A 16,083-nucleotide genomic window follows, 5' to 3' on the forward strand; every position below is an offset into this window, starting at 1 on the left:
ACTCATTAGTGAAGAAAATGGCTCGTAAGAATCAAAAAGCCCCTTGGGAAGACGAAGAGGAAATCATTTGGGTCAGTAAGACCGAGATGAAGAACGATATGATTGTGCTGCAAAAACTCGGCGAAGAGCTGGTTGAGCTGAAGCCTTCGGTGCTGGCGAAATTCCCGCTGCCCGACGACTTGGCCGCCGCAATCAAAGATGCGCAGCGTTTCAAAAACGAAGCGCGTCGTCGTCAATTGCAATACATCGGTCGTCTGATGCGTAACATCGACCCAGAACCGCTGCAAGCGGCGCTGGACAAACTGCGTAACAAACACTCGCAAAACACCGCAGTGCTGCACAAGCTGGAACAGATGCGCGATCGCATCGTCGAGCAAGGTGATGACGCAATTGAAGAGGTGATGACGCTGTACCCAGAGGCTGACCGTCAACGTCTGCGCCTGTTGGCGCGTCAGGCGAAAAAAGAGAAACAAGGCGAGAAGCCGCCGAAAGCTTCTCGCGAAATTTTCCAGATGCTGAAAACCCTCAACGACCAAGAGTTCTGAGTGTTTCGGCCTGTGGTTATCACGAAAAAGGTTGGCCTATGCCAACCTTTTTTCTTATCTGTCATTGAGTACACCTGCGTGAAATGCTTACTCCCCCGCGCGTACAAAATCTGCCAGCGGCGCGTCACGGTGCTGCGCCGTTAAGGCGGCAATCGGCGCCATGTGCTGCACTTGCCCTTGGGCCATAAACGCAAAATGCGTGGCAATGGCGCGCGCGTCGCTGATGTGATGCGTCACCATCAACACGGTGATATTGCGCTCCGCAGCTAAGGTTTTGACCAGCGTTAACATCTCCTCACGCAGCAGTGGATCCAGTGCTGAAAACGGCTCATCCAGCAACCAGATGGGATGCGGTTGAACAAAACAGCGAGCCAGCGCGACGCGCTGACGCTGCCCGCCCGACAACTGCTCCGGCAGGCGATCAAGTAAATCCCCCACCCCAACTAGGTGGGCCGCACGCACCACGTGCTCCCGCTGCGCGGCACTGAGTTTGAGCCCCGGATGTAATCCCAAACCAATATTGTCACGCACACTCAGGTGCGCAAACAAGTTGTGCTCTTGAAACAGCATCGAAAACGGTCGCTGATACGGCGCTTTGCCCACCACGGATACCGTTTCGCCGTCGCTTTGCACCCGAATGTCGCCGCTGCGAGGTTCGATAAAACCGGCCACCAAACTAAGCAGTGTGGACTTGCCCGCCCCGCTTGGCCCCATCAGGGCGACAATGCTGCCTTGCGCGACACTGAGGTCAAACACGAACCACTCATCCTGATATTCATAACGCACATTATCCAGTACTAACATGAGCTTCTCCGCGAGGATGTAGAAGAGGAACGCACGCGAAACAGGCGTTCAATCAGATAAAACAGGCCAACACTCAACACCAGCAGCACCAGAGAGACCACCGCGGCAGACTGCATTTGATAACTCCCCAGCAACTGATACAAATAGAGCGGCAGCGTGCGAAAATCTTGGCTGCCAAACAGTGCAATCGCGCTTAAATCGCCCATCGACAACAAATAACTGATGGTCAACGCATGGGCCAGCGGCTTGCGCAGGGCACGCAGCTCAATCAGTCGCAAGCGCTGCCAGCCGCGCATGCCTAAACTGGCACACAAAAACTGATATTGCTGCGCCAGATGCAGCATCGGTTGACTGAGCGTTTTCACCACGTACGGCAGCGCCATCAGGCCATTGACCGCCACCACCACCCAATACGCGAGGCTGAACACATCGGTTAGATTGCGCAGCAGTAAGAACAATCCGGTGCTGATCACCAACCCCGGCGTCACTAAAATGATGGTGCCAATCAGTTCAAGCCCGTTTGCTCGGCGCGAGTGAGATTTCAAGCGCCAGTGACGACTGGTGAGAATGATCGCCACGCCCGCCAGCAGCGCCAACGAACTCGCCAGCAGCGCAACCTGCAACGAAGCGCCCATCGCACGCCAGAACTCGCCACTGCTCAGCACGCTGAAAAGTTTCTCGTTCAGGCCACTCAGCACGACCATCAAAAGCGGCGGGATGACCAGCAATAGCGCAAACCCAATCCACGCCCCATCCCATAAACGACTGCAGCGCGAATCACGTACCCATTGCTGCGTGGCGACACTGCCGCTACTCACCGGCAACGGGCGCGAAAAACGTTGTATCGATAGCGTCAGTACACCGCACAAGAGCATTTGCCACAGCGCCAACAGCGCGCCAGTTTGCAGATCGAAATCAAATTTGATGGCCTGATAAATAGCCAGCTCAATCGTGGTCGATTTGCCCGCCGCCCAGCGCCATCACCGTGGCAAAACTGGTGAAACACAGCATGAACACCAAGCCCAGCACATGCGGCAGTTGCTGGCGCAACCGCGGCCACTCCACCGCAACAAATTTCTGCCAGCCCGTCATGCCAAGGTGGGCGCATAACTTGTGCTGTTCGGCCGGAATGGTGTCCAGACTTTGCAGCAACAAACGCGCGGCGTATGGCAGATTAAAGAAGACGTGGGCGAGCAAAATGCCGTTCAGGCCATAGATGGAAAAAGGCAATTTGAGCTGCCAATGTTGCAGCCCGCTTGCCAGTAAACCGCTGTTGCCATAAATCGCCAGCAAGCCAAAGACGCCCACCAGCACTGGCAAGACCAAGGTCATGGCAAACAGTTTGAGCAGCAGCCCGCGCCCGGGGAAACGGCGGCGGCTTAACGCATGCGCAACTGGCACCGCCAAGCCAACGCTGAGCAGGGTCGACAACAGGGCTTGGTAAAGGCTGAACCAAGTCACATGGCGATAATAAGCATCGCCCCAAATCTGATTCAGATGAAGTGTGGGCGCTTGCCACAATAAAGCGCAGAGGGCAGAAAGGACAAAGGCCGCGACAACTGCCGCGACCCCGAGACCCAATTTAGGTGTACGGCTTTGCATCAATCGCTCAGAACGTTAAGGCATTTTGCCATTCGCGAATCCAGCCTCGGCGCTTCGCCGCCACCTCTTCGGCACTAAACGACAGCGATTTGGCGGGCACACTCAACGTCTCAAAACCTTTGGGCAGCGCCACGTCCGTCACCGGATACATCCAGTTGCCCGTCGGCATCAAGGCTTGAAATTCGTTGCTGAGCATAAATTGGAGGAACTCATCCGCCAGCTTGTCGTTCGGCGTGCCCTGCACTTTGGCCGCCACTTCGACCTGCATGTAATGACCTTCGGCAAAATTGGCCGTTGCGTACTGGTCATCGTGTTCAGCAATCAGGTGATAAGCTGGCGATGTGGTGTACGACAGCACCATGTCAGATTCACCATCGAGGAACATCGAATACGCTTCTGACCAACCTTTGGTCACCGTCACGGTTTTGTTGGCCAGCTTCTGCCACGCCTGCGTCGCATCATCGCCATACACCGACTTCATCCACAGCAACAGCCCTTGGCCTGGCGTCGACGTACGCGGATCTTGATAGATGATGCGCAGATCGTCGCGCTGTTCTACCAGTGCTTTCAAGCTGGTCGGCGGGTTGGTCAGTTTTTGCTTGTTGTAGACAAAGGCAAAGTAACCGTAATCGTACGGCACAAAGGTGTCATCACTCCAGCCGTTTGGCAGGTGCACCGCGTGCGTATCGGTGTTGTGTTGAGCCAATAATCCCGTTTGCTTGGCTTCCACCATCAGGTTGTTATCCAAGCCCAGCACCACATCTGCTTTGGTCTTCTTGCCTTCCAGACGCAGACGGTTGAGGATCGACACACCATCATCTAGCGCGACAAACTGAAGATCACAGCCGCATTGGGCTTCAAAGGCTTTTTCGACCGCTGGCCCGGGCCCCAATCGGCCGCGAACGAGTCGTAGGTGTAAACGGTGAGGGTCGGCGCCGCCAAGGCTGCCGAAGAAAATAGGGTCGCCATGGCAATGGCGGACAATTTGAGGGTCAAGGCTCGCTCTCCTTTTGAGCGGCACAGGTTTGAGAGGATGTGATTCGTCCGTTAATCGGTGTCGCAAACCCAGCTCAATTCCTACGCCAGCATTATCTGGTTCAGGTGTCTAACCGCAAAGATGGGCGATACGCACGACCTTTGCGACTAATGCGGGTCCCAAGCTAGGCTTGATCTCAGCGCCATTCACGTGATGAATGGTGAGCTCCCCGATGAGTGCTACGGATTGTAATTCGATTCGCATGAAAAAGCGACTACACGCGTTGGTCGTATCCCCACCGTGCAACCAGCGTTTGTTCAATGCCTAGGTGATCGAGAATGCGCGCCACGAGAAAATCGATCAGGTCATCAATCGACTGCGGTTGATGATAAAACCCCGGAGCCGCGGGCATGATGGTCACGCCCATTTGTGACAGCTTGTGCATGTTTTCAAGATGCAGCGTCGAGAACGGTGTTTCACGCACCACCAGCAGCAGTTGGCCGCGCTCTTTCATCACCACATCGGCAGCACGTTCGATCAAATTGTCCGACATGCCGTGCGCAATCGCTGCCACACTACCGGCCGAACAAGGACACACCACCATCTGTTTGGGCGCCGCAGACCCCGATGCCACGGGAGAAAACCAATCGTCTTTGCCGCACACCACCAACTTGTCGGGGTCGCACCCGACATGGGCAACCAACGCCGCTTTGGCCGCTTCGGGGCCGGCGGGGAGTTTCAGCCCATGTTCGGTCGCCAGCACAACGCGCGCAGCCGAAGAGATGAGCAAATAGACCGTGTAATCGGCTGCCAAAAGACACTGCAGCAGGCGCAGGCCATACGGCGCGCCGGAAGCCCCCGTCCACGCGAGGGTGATGGCTTTGGGTTGTTTCGTCATAGGGTTCGCAGATTCACTGTTTGAGTTACGCTGGTTGCTGCGCTTTGGCTTTCAGCGCTGCCAGCAGTTTGCCGTGAATGCCATCAAAGCCGCCGTTGCTCATCACCAAAATTTGATCGCCCGGCTTGGCCTCTTGGCAAATTTGCGCCACAAACTCGGCCATGTTGTCGCTCACGTGCGCCGGTTGCGAACATTGGTCAGCCACATCCTGCACCGCCCAAGGAATGTTACTGGGTTGGAACAGGTAAACCGAGTCGGCCGCCGCCAGCGATGCCGCCAAGGTTTCTTTGTGCACGCCCAATTTCATGGTCGCGGAACGGGGTTCCAGCACGGCAATGATTTTACGGTCGCCGACTTTATTACGCAGCCCTTCCAGCGTCAGTTCAATCGCAGTCGGATGATGGGCAAAATCGTCGTACACTGTGACGCCATTTTCGGTACCTTTCAGCTCCAAACGACGTTTGGTGTTGATGAAAGAACCCAAAGCCTCACACGCCAGATCTGGCGTCACGCCGACATGACGCGCCGCCGCGATGGTCATCAGCGCATTGTTCACGTTATGCTCGCCCACCAAATCCCACGTCACGGTACCGACACGTTCGCCTTGGTGTAACACATGGAATTGAGAGCCATCTTTGCAGATTTTCTCCGCTTGCCATTCGCCCTGCTCGCCCGAAAACTCGGTTTCGCTCCAACAACCACGACGCAACACATCGGCTAATGCGGCATCTTGACGCGGTGCCAGAATGCGGCCATTGCCCGGCACGGTACGGACTAAATGGTGAAATTGGCGCTTAATCGCTTCCAGATCATCGAAGATATCAGCATGATCGAACTCAAGGTTATTCATCACCAAAGTGCGCGGATGGTAGTGAACGAACTTCGAACGCTTATCGAAAAAAGCACTGTCGTATTCGTCCGCTTCAACCACGAAAAACATGCTTTCGCCCAAACGGGCTGAAATGCCGAAATTTCCCAGAACGCCGCCGACCAAAAAGCCAGGTTGGTAACCGCAATGTTCGAGTACCCACGCCAACATGCTCGAAGTGGTCGTTTTTCCGTGCGTTCCCGAAACCGCCAGTACCCAACGATCGTACAAAAGATGGTCTTGCAACCATTGCGGGCCTGAGGTGTAACGCAGGTTATGATTCAGCACATATTCCACACATGGATTGCCCCGGCTCATGGCGTTGCCAACCACCACCAGATCAGGCCTCGGCTCTAATTGAACCGGATCAAATCCCTCGATGATGTCAATGCCATGCGATGCCAACATGGTGCTCATTGGTGGGTAAACATTGGCGTCACTACCGGTCACTTTATGGCCTAACTGGCGAGCCAACATGGCGACACCGCCCATGAATGTGCCACAAATTCCCAGAATATGAATGTGCATAAACCTAGCCTCATTACGACTGTTTTGTATTGCACTCCATTATCCTGATTCGCATCGCAAAAGCGAGCACCACAAATCAGAGCAATGTAATTTCCAAAAAGTCGACAAACAAATTGAGATCTCCGTCTGTTACTTCATTACCCATAAAAAGATCTACCCCCTAAAATCGTCGCTAGGCGCGAGTGCAAATAAGTTCCCCCCAAAGAACCCGTCACGGCGCCGACAAACTCCCCCAAAAAATTAGTGTTAAGGAAAGAACATGTCTGAGATGCGCACCCTTGGTGAGTTCATTGTTGAGAAGCAACATGACTTCCCCCATGCAAGTGGTGAACTATCCTCCCTACTGGCATCGATTCGTCTTGCAGCGAAAATTGTCAACCGCGAAATCAACAAAGCGGGCCTAGCCGACATTACTGGCGCGTCAGGTAACGACAATATTCAAGGTGAAGAACAACAGAAGCTTGATGTGTATGCGAACGAAAAATTCAAATCCGCTCTCGAAGCGCGCGACCAAGTGTGTGGCGTGGCGAGTGAAGAAGAAGATGAAGCCGTCGCGTTCAATAAAGAGCTGAACAAAAACGCCAAATACGTTGTGCTGATGGACCCGCTTGACGGCTCATCGAACATCGACGTGAACGTGTCCGTGGGGACCATTTTCTCGATTTACCGCCGTATTTCACCGGTGGGCGGTCCACCAACTGCGGAAGATTTCCTGCAACCGGGCAATAAACAAGTCGCCGCGGGTTACGTGATTTATGGTTCATCCACCATGCTGGTGTACACCACCGGCAATGGCGTGAACGGCTTTACTTACGACCCGTCAATTGGCTCATTCTGCCTGTCGCATGAAAACATGTGCATTCCAGAAAACGGGAAGATTTACTCGATCAACGAAGGCAACTACATTCGTTTCCCAACCGGCGTGAAAAAGTACATCAAATACTGTCAGGAAAATGTGCCGGAAGATGGTCGTCCTTACACCTCTCGCTACATCGGTTCCTTGGTGGCAGATTTCCACCGCAACCTGCTCAAAGGCGGCATCTACCTCTACCCAAGCACGCAAAGCCACCCGAACGGCAAACTGCGTCTGTTGTATGAGTGCAACCCGATGGCCTTTTTGATTGAGCAAGCTGGCGGCACCGCATCGGATGGCGTGAACCGTATCATGGACATCAAACCGACCGAGTTGCACCAGCGTGTGCCGTTCTTCGTCGGTTCGAAGCGCATGGTGGCGAAAGTCGCAGAATTCCTCGAAGCCAACCCCGATTAAATCACTGAGCGTCGCACATGCGGCGCTTTTTTTCGCTTCACAGAAATTCAAGCAGTTAGCCATGCGCGGCCGCTCGGTGGCGTGATTCGGCTGATGTTTATTTGGGAATCAGTCAATTTGAGAGTAAACTCTCGGCGTAACTGAGTGTTGATTTTTGCACCTCAGCGCAACTTGAATAATAATAAGTCTCGATTTTTTGAAGTCCGGCCAACAGAAAAAGGAAAACTTAATGAGCTTAAACAATGTGCCAGCAGGCAAATCGCTTCCTGATGACATCTACGTTGTAATCGAAATCCCAGCCAACGCGGATCCGATCAAATACGAAGTCGACAAAGATTCTGGCGCTGTGTTCGTAGACCGTTTCATGTCTGCGCCAATGTTCTACCCATGTAACTACGGTTACGTGAACCACACCCTGTCTCTAGACGGTGACCCGGTAGACGTATTGGTCCCAACGCCATACCCACTGATCCCAGGTTCAGTGATTCGCTGCCGCCCAGTTGGCGTCCTGAAAATGACAGACGAGTCTGGTGAAGACGCGAAAGTTGTTGCGGTACCGCACTCTAAACTGTCGAAAGAGTACGACCACATTCAAGATGTGAACGATCTGCCAGAACTTCTAAAAGCACAAATCACTCACTTCTTCGAGCGTTACAAAGAGCTTGAATCAGGCAAGTGGGTGAAAGTTGACGGCTGGGAAGACGCAGCTTCAGCTCGCGCTGAAATCCTGACTTCTTACGAGCGCGCTCAACAAAAATAAGCGTTTCGACGTCAGACGATCTAAAAAGCCAGCAATTTGCTGGCTTTTTTACGTCGACAGGCTGCGAAATGAACCTGACATAGCGCTCGACTTAGTCGAGGCTGGCACCATCATCCCACCATAACCCCTCAGAAAATTGAGCGCGGAAATTGGGGTTTTGCGCATCACACACACCCAAATAGGCACGTTGCGCTTTCCCGAGGGCTACCGGATCCTGAGCGCAGTACTGTTGCAGGCCTTGCGCATACCCTTGCTGATAGCTGGCAATCATATCCGACGTCGCTTTCTGTTGGTCGAAATTCATCGCCACACGCCCATGAGTCCCTTGGTCATAGCCATAAGATTGCCAATCTGCCGCGTTAAACGCCGTGGTATCTGGATTCATGCTACAACCGGCCATCACGGTGACGGCCACTGCCATTAACCAACCTTTCTTCATGATATCGTCTCCTTTATAGATAACCATATCAATAGTATGGACGTTTTTGGGTCAGAACTTGTAAATGAAATGTAAATCAGTGTAAAGATTTAGATTCTCTGACACCAGTCACCGGAATCGATGATCGCATCAAGGCGACTGGCATCTTGGTAGATGTAAATCCACGCCATGCCATATGGCGTCTCGATGGTCTCACGCCGATATTCCACCGGCACATCTTCCAGAATATCGAGCTTGGCGAGTGTCGCTTCATCAACGCGATAGACTTCGCCATGAATCGACTGATGGCCCGCGACCAATCCCGGATAAGGACCAAGATCGTGAAGGGCATACTCAGGCAACGTATCAAAACGCCCCAGCAGTTCACCGTCGGTCAAGTAATTGTGGTTACTCTCACCTTGACGCAACGTGCCATAAACAAAGACCAGATGCTGCACAGCTTTTCTCCCTGATGTCATTCGGCTTGCGATCGTCAGCCAGCGATTAGTTAAACTCGAAGCGGTACAACAGATCCACCGCACTGTCGATGCCCGACACCGCTTCCAGATAGAGATCCTTCATTAACCGGTAGCGAACGGTAAACTCGCCCACCGAGTTAAAAATACCCACACCATACTTCACTTGCAAGCCCGGCAGAATGTAACCACTCACCGTCACCTGCGAATCATCGCCGGAACCGGCAGTATCCAATTGCAAATCCTGCACGCCGAGCTCTTCGCCAATCTGGCCAACCACTTTCCCGCTTTTCGCAAGGCTCAAACCAATCAACGTGGTGGTCATGGCGTTGCCGCCAGTTTCGCCATCAATGTCCTGACCACGCAGCAAGTAAGACAGCGCGTTGGCCTGAGGCATCGACGGCTCAGAGAAAATCGACACCGTCGGTTCATCCGCCGGCCCCGTCACCTGCACCCCGGCAACCACGTCATCTTGCGTGTTATCCGGGTTACGAATCGCTTTGATCGACACGTACGGCTGATCCACCGGACCATTCATCAAAATTTTGCCTTCTTGAATGATCAAATCTTGGCCAAACGAACGATACTGGCCGCCCTGAATGTTCACCTCACCGGTCACAAAGGGGCCTTTGTCTTTTTGGCTCACTTGCAAACGACCGACTAAGCCGCCCGACAAACCAAACGCATTGAGTCTAAAGTCATCCCCGATCACGATGCTGACATTGGTTTCGACATCAAACGGAATCGCGCTTTGCTCAGACACCGGTTGCAGATCCGCATTCACCAACACCTGATCTTTCGACACTCCAATGGCGCTTGGTGGCAACTCTTCCACCACGATACGCCCCCACGGCAATGCGATTGAGCCATCGATTTTGGCCAGTTGTGGACGAATGGCCAGCGTCAAATCCGGCACCACCTTCATCTTCACCATCGGCGGCATATCCACCAACAACGACGCCGCACCGACATGCGCGTTGACGCGCCAATCGTCGAGTTGTTGCCAGTTGGCATCCCCGGTGACATTCAGCAACCCGTCGGTGGTTTGTATGTCTGCATTGAGCGTGGCGTCATAGCCATTGAATAAAAGCGCCACCGTGCCGTCGTTGATTTCGACAGGCGAAATGTCACCACGCACCACCATGTCACTGACGTTGAAACGACCTTTGACCTGTGGATGTAACATCGCACCACTGAAGGTTAGGTCGGTTTCAATGTTGGATTTCACTTCGCTGTACTCACCAATCAACGGCGCAAGAAAATCGATGTTGAAGGTCGTCAGCTTGAGCCCGCCCTGCATCTGTTTGTCCTGCACGGTGACGTCGGGAATCATCAATTTACCGCTGATGTCGCCGTTGTCGGTGATATCCAATCGCCAATCGGCCTCCAAGCGGTTTTTGAGCAACGTCGCGTTGAGTTCAATGTCATCCCAACCCACACGCAGTGGCTGATCGAATTTCTGTTCGACATGGCCTTGCGGCAGACGAACCTTGGCTTTGACTTGAGGTGGCTGCTCTGGGGCCCATTGCGCCCACACATCCGCATCAACCGAGCCGCGCAATTGCGTTTCGGCAGGCAAAAACGCGCTCACCTGTGAGAAATCAAACTGGTTGATGGACAACTGCGCTTCACCGCGCGTGCCGACCGTGGCGGGTTTATCGAGACACAGCGACGACCCCGCTTGCAGCCAGCAGTGCGCCGCAATGGTTGCATTCTGCTGATCGATGTTGGCGTCAATCGCCGTGGGTTGATTGAGCGACCACACGCCCTGCTGCGATTCAATGCGCGCACGTTCCAAGCGGCCCTGCCAACGCATCGACGGCTGCGTCAGCAAACTACCGCTGATCGCGATCTGCGTGGAGACAATGTCTGATGCCACATCCAGTGTCAGTTCATGTTGCTGCTGCCCGCCTGCGGCAACCAAGCTCACGCTGTCGATGCGCTGATCTTGATATTGAATGTCGCTGATGCGTAACCTTACATCGCCTTGCGGCACCGGCATCGGGGTCACGTTGCCCACCAGCGTGACGTGTTTCACCGTGGCCTCTTTCTGCCACGCCAAGCTATCGGCATCGAGCGCCAGTTTGACTTTCGGCGTCTTGAGCGGCCCCAATAGCGTCACATCGCCAATCACTTTGCCGTGTAAATCGGGCACACTTTTGGCTAAATCTGGTAAATCCAGCGATAATCCGAGGCGCCAATCAGTGTCCAACTGGCCTTGCGCGGTCACTTGGTTGGGTCCGTGAGCCAATGTCAGCCCCGGCGTCGTAAACTTAAATTCCCCGTTGCCACTGACATCCGATGCGCTGAGCGTGCCGTTAATATCCAATGGGTAATCCCGCACGATGCCTCGAATCGCCAACGTTGGCAGCTCAATCTGCCAGCCGCCTTGCTTGGTCAACTGACCTGACGTGGCGATGTCTCCGCTGATCACGCCTTCGGCTTCCGGCCACTGCAACCCCGGTTGAATTTGATTCAGATTGAGCGACGCCTGCCACTTCGCCAGCGCGCTCCAATCGGCGCTGACTTGCCCCTGAATGGTTCCGCCCAGCGTCTGCACGTTCAGCGTGTTGAGGGCGATGTGCTGCAAATTTCCTTCACCTTGCAACGCCACATCCACGTTGGGTATCGCTTGGCCTTGGAGATGAGTTTGCAGCGTCATGTGATAGCCGTTGAGTGAGCCCTGAGCGCCGATGTGCGGCGCTTGAACAAAGTACTCGCCTTGGTCCACCAGCGGCCACTGCGCTTTCAGTTGTTCGATGGCAATGTCAAACGGCAGCGCGCGTTTCAGCGGCTGCAACTGCGCGCTAAGGTTTGCCTCCGCGCGGCCACCGAGCTGCGCTTTGAGTGTTAAGTCAGCGACACTGCCACTCGCTTGCAGCGCCAAGGTTTGCCCTTGGGCTTCCGCCTGTTTCACCGTCGCATTGAGGGCGAGCGACAACGGGTAGTCGCCACGCAAGGTGACTTGTGTGTTGAGCTTGGCGACCACCTGCGGCATGTCGAGCTCTAGCGTGTCGACATTGACCTGCGACTGAAACGCGTTGGCTTGGAGCCCCAGATGATGAATTTGAATCGGCGTCTCTTGCGCCAGCGTAAAATCGCGCAGATCAAAGCGGCTCAGTTCCACTCGCAAGGGAATGATGACGGCGGGCAGCTCGATGTCCTGAGCCGGTTCAACCGACGCAGGGGCCGTGGCGGCCTCGGGCTCGCTGGCCTGCGCCAGCGCAATGCGCACGCCTTGCCAATCGGTCTGACCGATGCGCAGGCGGTTACTCTGAAACGTCGCGCTGGTCGCAAAGTGTTGCCAGTCAATCTGGTGGCCCAGCACGTTGAGATGAATGTCATCTAGCACCAGACGACCCAGTTTGATCGGCACGGGAGTGGCGATGCGCGTCACCGGTTTGGCAGGTGGCGTCGGTTCATCCGACGATGCCAGCAGCGTCGGCATATTGAAATGCAGGCCGCTGATGGCCACTTCATTGATACACACCACCGGATCAAGCAAGCAACTGGCTTTGACTGCCAGCGTTAACCGTTCGACCTGAGTGTCGATGTGTCCTTCTGGATCATGGAAGCGTACTTGCTGCAAGGTAAAGCGAGGAAACAGCGCACCTTGCGTCGCACCGACCGACAACTGCGGTAGCGCCTGCTGCGCGCCCCAGACCATCACATTCAAGCCTTGATTGGTGAACACCAAGCCCGCAATGGCCAGCGTGAGGATCATCGCCAGCGCCACAAATCCCGCCGAGCACCATTTGGTCCATTTCAACGCATGTTTGATCATAACTCAGGCCCCAGCGTGAAGTGGATCTTAAAGCGATCGCCCGGATCCGAGTCCAACCCCCAAGCAAAATCGAGCCGAATCGGCCCCACGGGCGAGATCCAGCGAATGCCAAACCCGGTCCCGGTTTTCCAGTCCGGCGTGTCGTTAAACGCATCGCCGTAATCGACAAACAGCGCGCCCCACCAGTTCCCTGTCAGGCGGTATTGGTATTCAAGCGAGCTGGTCGCGATGTATTTAGCACCGGTCAACGAGCCACTTTCATCCCGTGGTGAAATCGATTCATAACCGTAACCACGCAGGTTATTGTCGCCCCCGGCAAAGAAGCGCAATGACGGCGAGAGCTTGTCAAAATCTTCAGCAAAGTTGGCCCCGCCATCGAGGCGAATCAGGCCACGATGATTCCGCCCGGCACTACGCAGCCACGAAGTCCCCGCTTGCACACGCGTGACACGCGTTTCCGACACAAACGCCGGATCGCCATATTCCAACGTGATGGTCTGTTTATCCCCCCACGTAAGCAGCGAGCCATTCATGCGCGTGCGGGTTCGCGTGTAAGTGACCCCGGGCAGCACGAATTGCGCGACGTCGTCTTGCAAGCCTTGTTCATAGTTTTCAATCAGATAGCGGATAAACAGCGTGCGGTGCCAGCCGTCGTCCAGCAGCCAGTGACGCTCGAGCGACAAGTTGGATTCGATACTTTTCGTATCGCGGTTATCGACATTTTTCATCCCGTATTGAATGCGATAGTACTCGTGCAACACGTCTTCAAGCGGAATTTTGTAGCCAGCGGTAATGCTCTGCTCGGGGGCCGAAATAGAGAAACTGCTATCAAAACTGTGGCCCCGTTCGTTCACCCAAGGTTTTTTCCATTTTAGGGTGCCACGCACGCCAACGTCGGTCGAATAGCCAATCCCCGTTTCGAGTTGGTTACGCGACTGGGGCGCGAGCGACACCTTCATCGGCAATTCCCGCCCCTGATCGAGCTGGCTGAGATCCGGCTCGACCAACACCGACGAGAACCAATCGGTGTTCGACAAGTTCTGGTTAAACTGCCCCACTTGCGACACCAGATACGGATCCCCTTCTTTAAACGGTTGCAGGGAACGCACACGATTTTCATCAATCTGGCTGCCCGTGATCGTGGTGGCCCCAAAGTGATAGCGAATCCCACTGGCATAGTGCATACGCACGAACGCTTGGTTCAACTCCGGCGACACTTCAAGTCGACTGGTAAGGTATTCCCCATCGAAATAGCCTTTCTGTAACGCCAAATTGCGCAGGCTTGATTTCAAACTGTCGTACTGGCCATGATTCAGCGGTTCACCCACGCTGAGGCCGCTGCGGCGAATCAAACGCTGGAAATCGGGGTCGTTCTCCGCTTCACCGGTGATCACAATGTCGACCAATTGCAGGCGCACCACTTCGCCGGGATTTACCGTCAGGGTGAGCGCCTTGTCGGGGCTGGTCACGTCAAAGGAAAATTGCGGATGGTAGTAGCCCAAAGCGTTGAGCGCTTCGGTGACCATTTTCTCCAGGCGCGACTGAAAGCGCAACTGCGTGGAGTAGTCGCTCTTGGGAATGGAAGATAGGTAAGCATCGACATTATCTTTCAACCCTCCTTCCAATCCTTTGATGGTTAAATCCACGTCGGCGAAAGAAGCAGCGGAAAAGCATAAAGCCGAGATTAGCACTGGTAATGGGGTCCGTCTCATGCTTAATTATTGGCGTTATACAGCAGTTAGATTTAGCTAGTTGGGAATCATACCGTCAATATGCAATTTAGTCTGTATGAAATCCGTCAATTATCCGGTCTCTCTGTTTTGAGTCACACAGTCAGCGAATCAAAAAGGAAATACCATGGTAGACAAACAAGTGATGGTCACCGCTGAAACGGCATTGCCAGGACGTGCAACGCCCCTGAGTGTAGACGACACTCACTTCGTCAATCAAACCCGCCTCTCGGCGCCACCCGCTGCCGGTCAGGAAGAAATTCTGATTGGGATGGGCTGCTTCTGGGGCGCCGAACGCCTGTTCTGGCAACTCGATGGCGTCGTCTCAACATCGGTTGGTTATGCGGGCGGCTACACCCCAAACCCGACCTATGAAGAAGTGTGTACCGGTCGCACTGGCCATACCGAAGTGGTGCGCGTGATTTACAATCCCCAAACCCTGCCACTCAAAGCCCTGCTGCACGCATTTTGGGAACGTCACGATCCCACCCAAGGCATGCGCCAAGGCAACGATTTGGGCACCCAATACCGCTCCGCGATTTACACTTACAGCGACGAGCAACACGCGATCGCGACGCAGAGTCAAGCCGATTATCAAGCGCTGCTGGAAGCGCACCAACGCGATCACATCACCACCGAGATTCTGCCCGCTGGCCCTTACTACTTTGCCGAAACTTACCACCAGCAATATTTGGCGAAAAATCCACAAGGCTACTGCGGCTTGGGCGGCACAGGCGTCTGCTTTCCGCCAAGTTTAGCGTAACGCACTCATGCGAAGTCAGGTGGAGCGAACCCACATTCCGACCACCTGACTTTTTCGCAACTGCATTTTCTGTGCTATACCTTTGAGTGCTCAACCAAAGGAAAAAATAATGAAAAATAAAACACTTATCGCCTTAATGCTGGCGTGCTCTCCCACACTTGCTCTCGCACACAACATTCAGCTCGGTCAAGCGGTGCCGAATGTCGAAGTCGACAGCTACGGGGAAGTGATTCTGCAAAATAAAGACACCGCGTTCCAACCTTGGAACAGCGCGCAAATGCCCGGTAAAGTACGCGTCATTCAGGCGATTGCTGGCCGCAGCAGTGCCAAAGAGATGAATGCACCGCTGATGACCGCTATCACCGCCGCACATTTGCCGCAAGAACAGTACCAAACCACGTCGATCATCAACCAAGACGATGCCATGTGGGGCACCGGTTCGTTCGTCAAATCCTCCGCACAAGACAGCAAGAAAGAGTTCCCATGGTCTTCTATCGTGCTGGATCAAAACGGGAAAGTAGCGAAAAGCTGGGATCTACAACCAGAGTCGTCCGCCATTATCGTGCAAGACAAAGCCGGTAAAGTCTTGTTTGTGAAAGAAGGCGCACTGAGTGAGCCGGAAATCGAACAGGTTCTGGGATTGGTCAAACAAAGCTTGTAA

12 protein-coding genes and 2 pseudogenes are annotated in these 16,083 nt (G+C 54.2%); 5 read left to right on the forward strand and 9 right to left on the reverse strand.

Translation table 11 applies throughout. The annotated features are described in order from the left end of the window. Window positions 1–17: 17 nt before the first annotated feature. Entirely contained in the window at window positions 18–545 is a 528-nt protein-coding gene (gene yjgA / locus ACS18Q_RS12950; RefSeq protein WP_004728653.1) for a ribosome biogenesis factor YjgA, read from the forward strand. Between the two features lie 87 nt (window positions 546–632). On the opposite strand, the gene thiQ is transcribed toward yjgA, so the two are convergent. The 5 genes and pseudogenes from thiQ to mpl all read right to left on the reverse strand — a co-directional run bounded on the left by thiQ (window position 633) and on the right by mpl (window position 6,221). After that, window positions 633–1,349 (reverse strand): thiamine ABC transporter ATP-binding protein, encoded by a 717-nt coding sequence (gene thiQ, locus ACS18Q_RS12955; protein WP_232658204.1) that lies wholly within the window; start codon window positions 1,347–1,349, stop codon window positions 633–635. Then, window positions 1,343–2,951: pseudogene (gene thiP / locus ACS18Q_RS12960) on the reverse strand (thiamine/thiamine pyrophosphate ABC transporter permease ThiP). The gene thiQ and the pseudogene thiP overlap by 7 nt, the downstream one beginning before the upstream one ends. 7 nt (window positions 2,952–2,958) lie before the next feature. Next, a pseudogene (gene thiB / locus ACS18Q_RS12965) lies at window positions 2,959–3,920 on the reverse strand (thiamine ABC transporter substrate binding subunit). A gap of 281 nt (window positions 3,921–4,201) precedes the next feature. Then, on the reverse strand, window positions 4,202–4,825 hold the full coding sequence (locus ACS18Q_RS12970; protein WP_004728649.1) for a flavin prenyltransferase UbiX: 624 nt from the start codon (window positions 4,823–4,825) through the stop codon (window positions 4,202–4,204). A gap of 25 nt (window positions 4,826–4,850) precedes the next feature. Then, the gene (gene mpl / locus ACS18Q_RS12975; RefSeq protein WP_014204376.1) at window positions 4,851–6,221 is read right to left on the reverse strand and encodes a UDP-N-acetylmuramate:L-alanyl-gamma-D-glutamyl-meso-diaminopimelate ligase; all 1,371 of its coding nucleotides are present in this window, start codon (window positions 6,219–6,221) and stop codon (window positions 4,851–4,853) included. Window positions 6,222–6,480: 259 nt separating this feature from the next. Between mpl and fbp the strand changes: the two genes are divergently transcribed. Further along, window positions 6,481–7,491 carry a class 1 fructose-bisphosphatase gene (gene fbp / locus ACS18Q_RS12980; protein ID WP_441257145.1) on the forward strand — a complete coding sequence of 337 codons (1,011 nt, stop codon included), beginning with the start codon at window positions 6,481–6,483 and terminating at the stop codon, window positions 7,489–7,491. Between the two features lie 229 nt (window positions 7,492–7,720). Beyond that, window positions 7,721–8,251: an inorganic diphosphatase gene (gene ppa, locus ACS18Q_RS12985; protein WP_004728646.1), complete on the forward strand. Its 531-nt coding sequence runs from the start codon at window positions 7,721–7,723 to the stop codon at window positions 8,249–8,251. Between the two features lie 91 nt (window positions 8,252–8,342). Here ppa and ACS18Q_RS12990 read toward each other — a convergent pair whose 3' ends face one another. From ACS18Q_RS12990 to tamA, 4 genes are all read right to left on the reverse strand, one after another. Continuing rightward, window positions 8,343–8,690 (reverse strand): DUF2799 domain-containing protein, encoded by a 348-nt coding sequence (locus tag ACS18Q_RS12990; protein ID WP_004728645.1) that lies wholly within the window; start codon window positions 8,688–8,690, stop codon window positions 8,343–8,345. A gap of 89 nt (window positions 8,691–8,779) precedes the next feature. Further along, entirely contained in the window at window positions 8,780–9,127 is a 348-nt protein-coding gene (locus ACS18Q_RS12995) for a gamma-glutamylcyclotransferase family protein (protein ID WP_004728644.1), read from the reverse strand. A gap of 46 nt (window positions 9,128–9,173) precedes the next feature. Further along, window positions 9,174–12,929, reverse strand: coding sequence for an autotransporter assembly complex protein TamB (gene tamB / locus ACS18Q_RS13000; protein ID WP_441257146.1), 3,756 nt, complete (start codon window positions 12,927–12,929; stop codon window positions 9,174–9,176). Further along, window positions 12,926–14,641 (reverse strand): autotransporter assembly complex protein TamA, encoded by a 1,716-nt coding sequence (tamA, locus tag ACS18Q_RS13005; protein ID WP_041942473.1) that lies wholly within the window; start codon window positions 14,639–14,641, stop codon window positions 12,926–12,928. Before tamA ends, tamB begins: the two co-directional genes overlap by 4 nt. A gap of 145 nt (window positions 14,642–14,786) precedes the next feature. On the opposite strand from tamA, the gene msrA reads away from it, so the two are divergent. Both msrA and ACS18Q_RS13015 read left to right on the forward strand, forming a co-directional pair. After that, window positions 14,787–15,422, forward strand: a complete 636-nt coding sequence (gene msrA, locus ACS18Q_RS13010) for a peptide-methionine (S)-S-oxide reductase MsrA (RefSeq protein WP_004728641.1) — start codon at window positions 14,787–14,789, stop codon at window positions 15,420–15,422. A 109-nt stretch (window positions 15,423–15,531) separates the two neighbouring features. Continuing rightward, on the forward strand, window positions 15,532–16,083 hold the full coding sequence (locus ACS18Q_RS13015; protein ID WP_004728640.1) for a YtfJ family protein: 552 nt from the start codon (window positions 15,532–15,534) through the stop codon (window positions 16,081–16,083).

The sequence above is a fragment of the Vibrio sp. Vf1514 genome, from assembly GCF_052076135.1.
GTDB lineage: Bacteria > Pseudomonadota > Gammaproteobacteria > Enterobacterales > Vibrionaceae > Vibrio > Vibrio furnissii.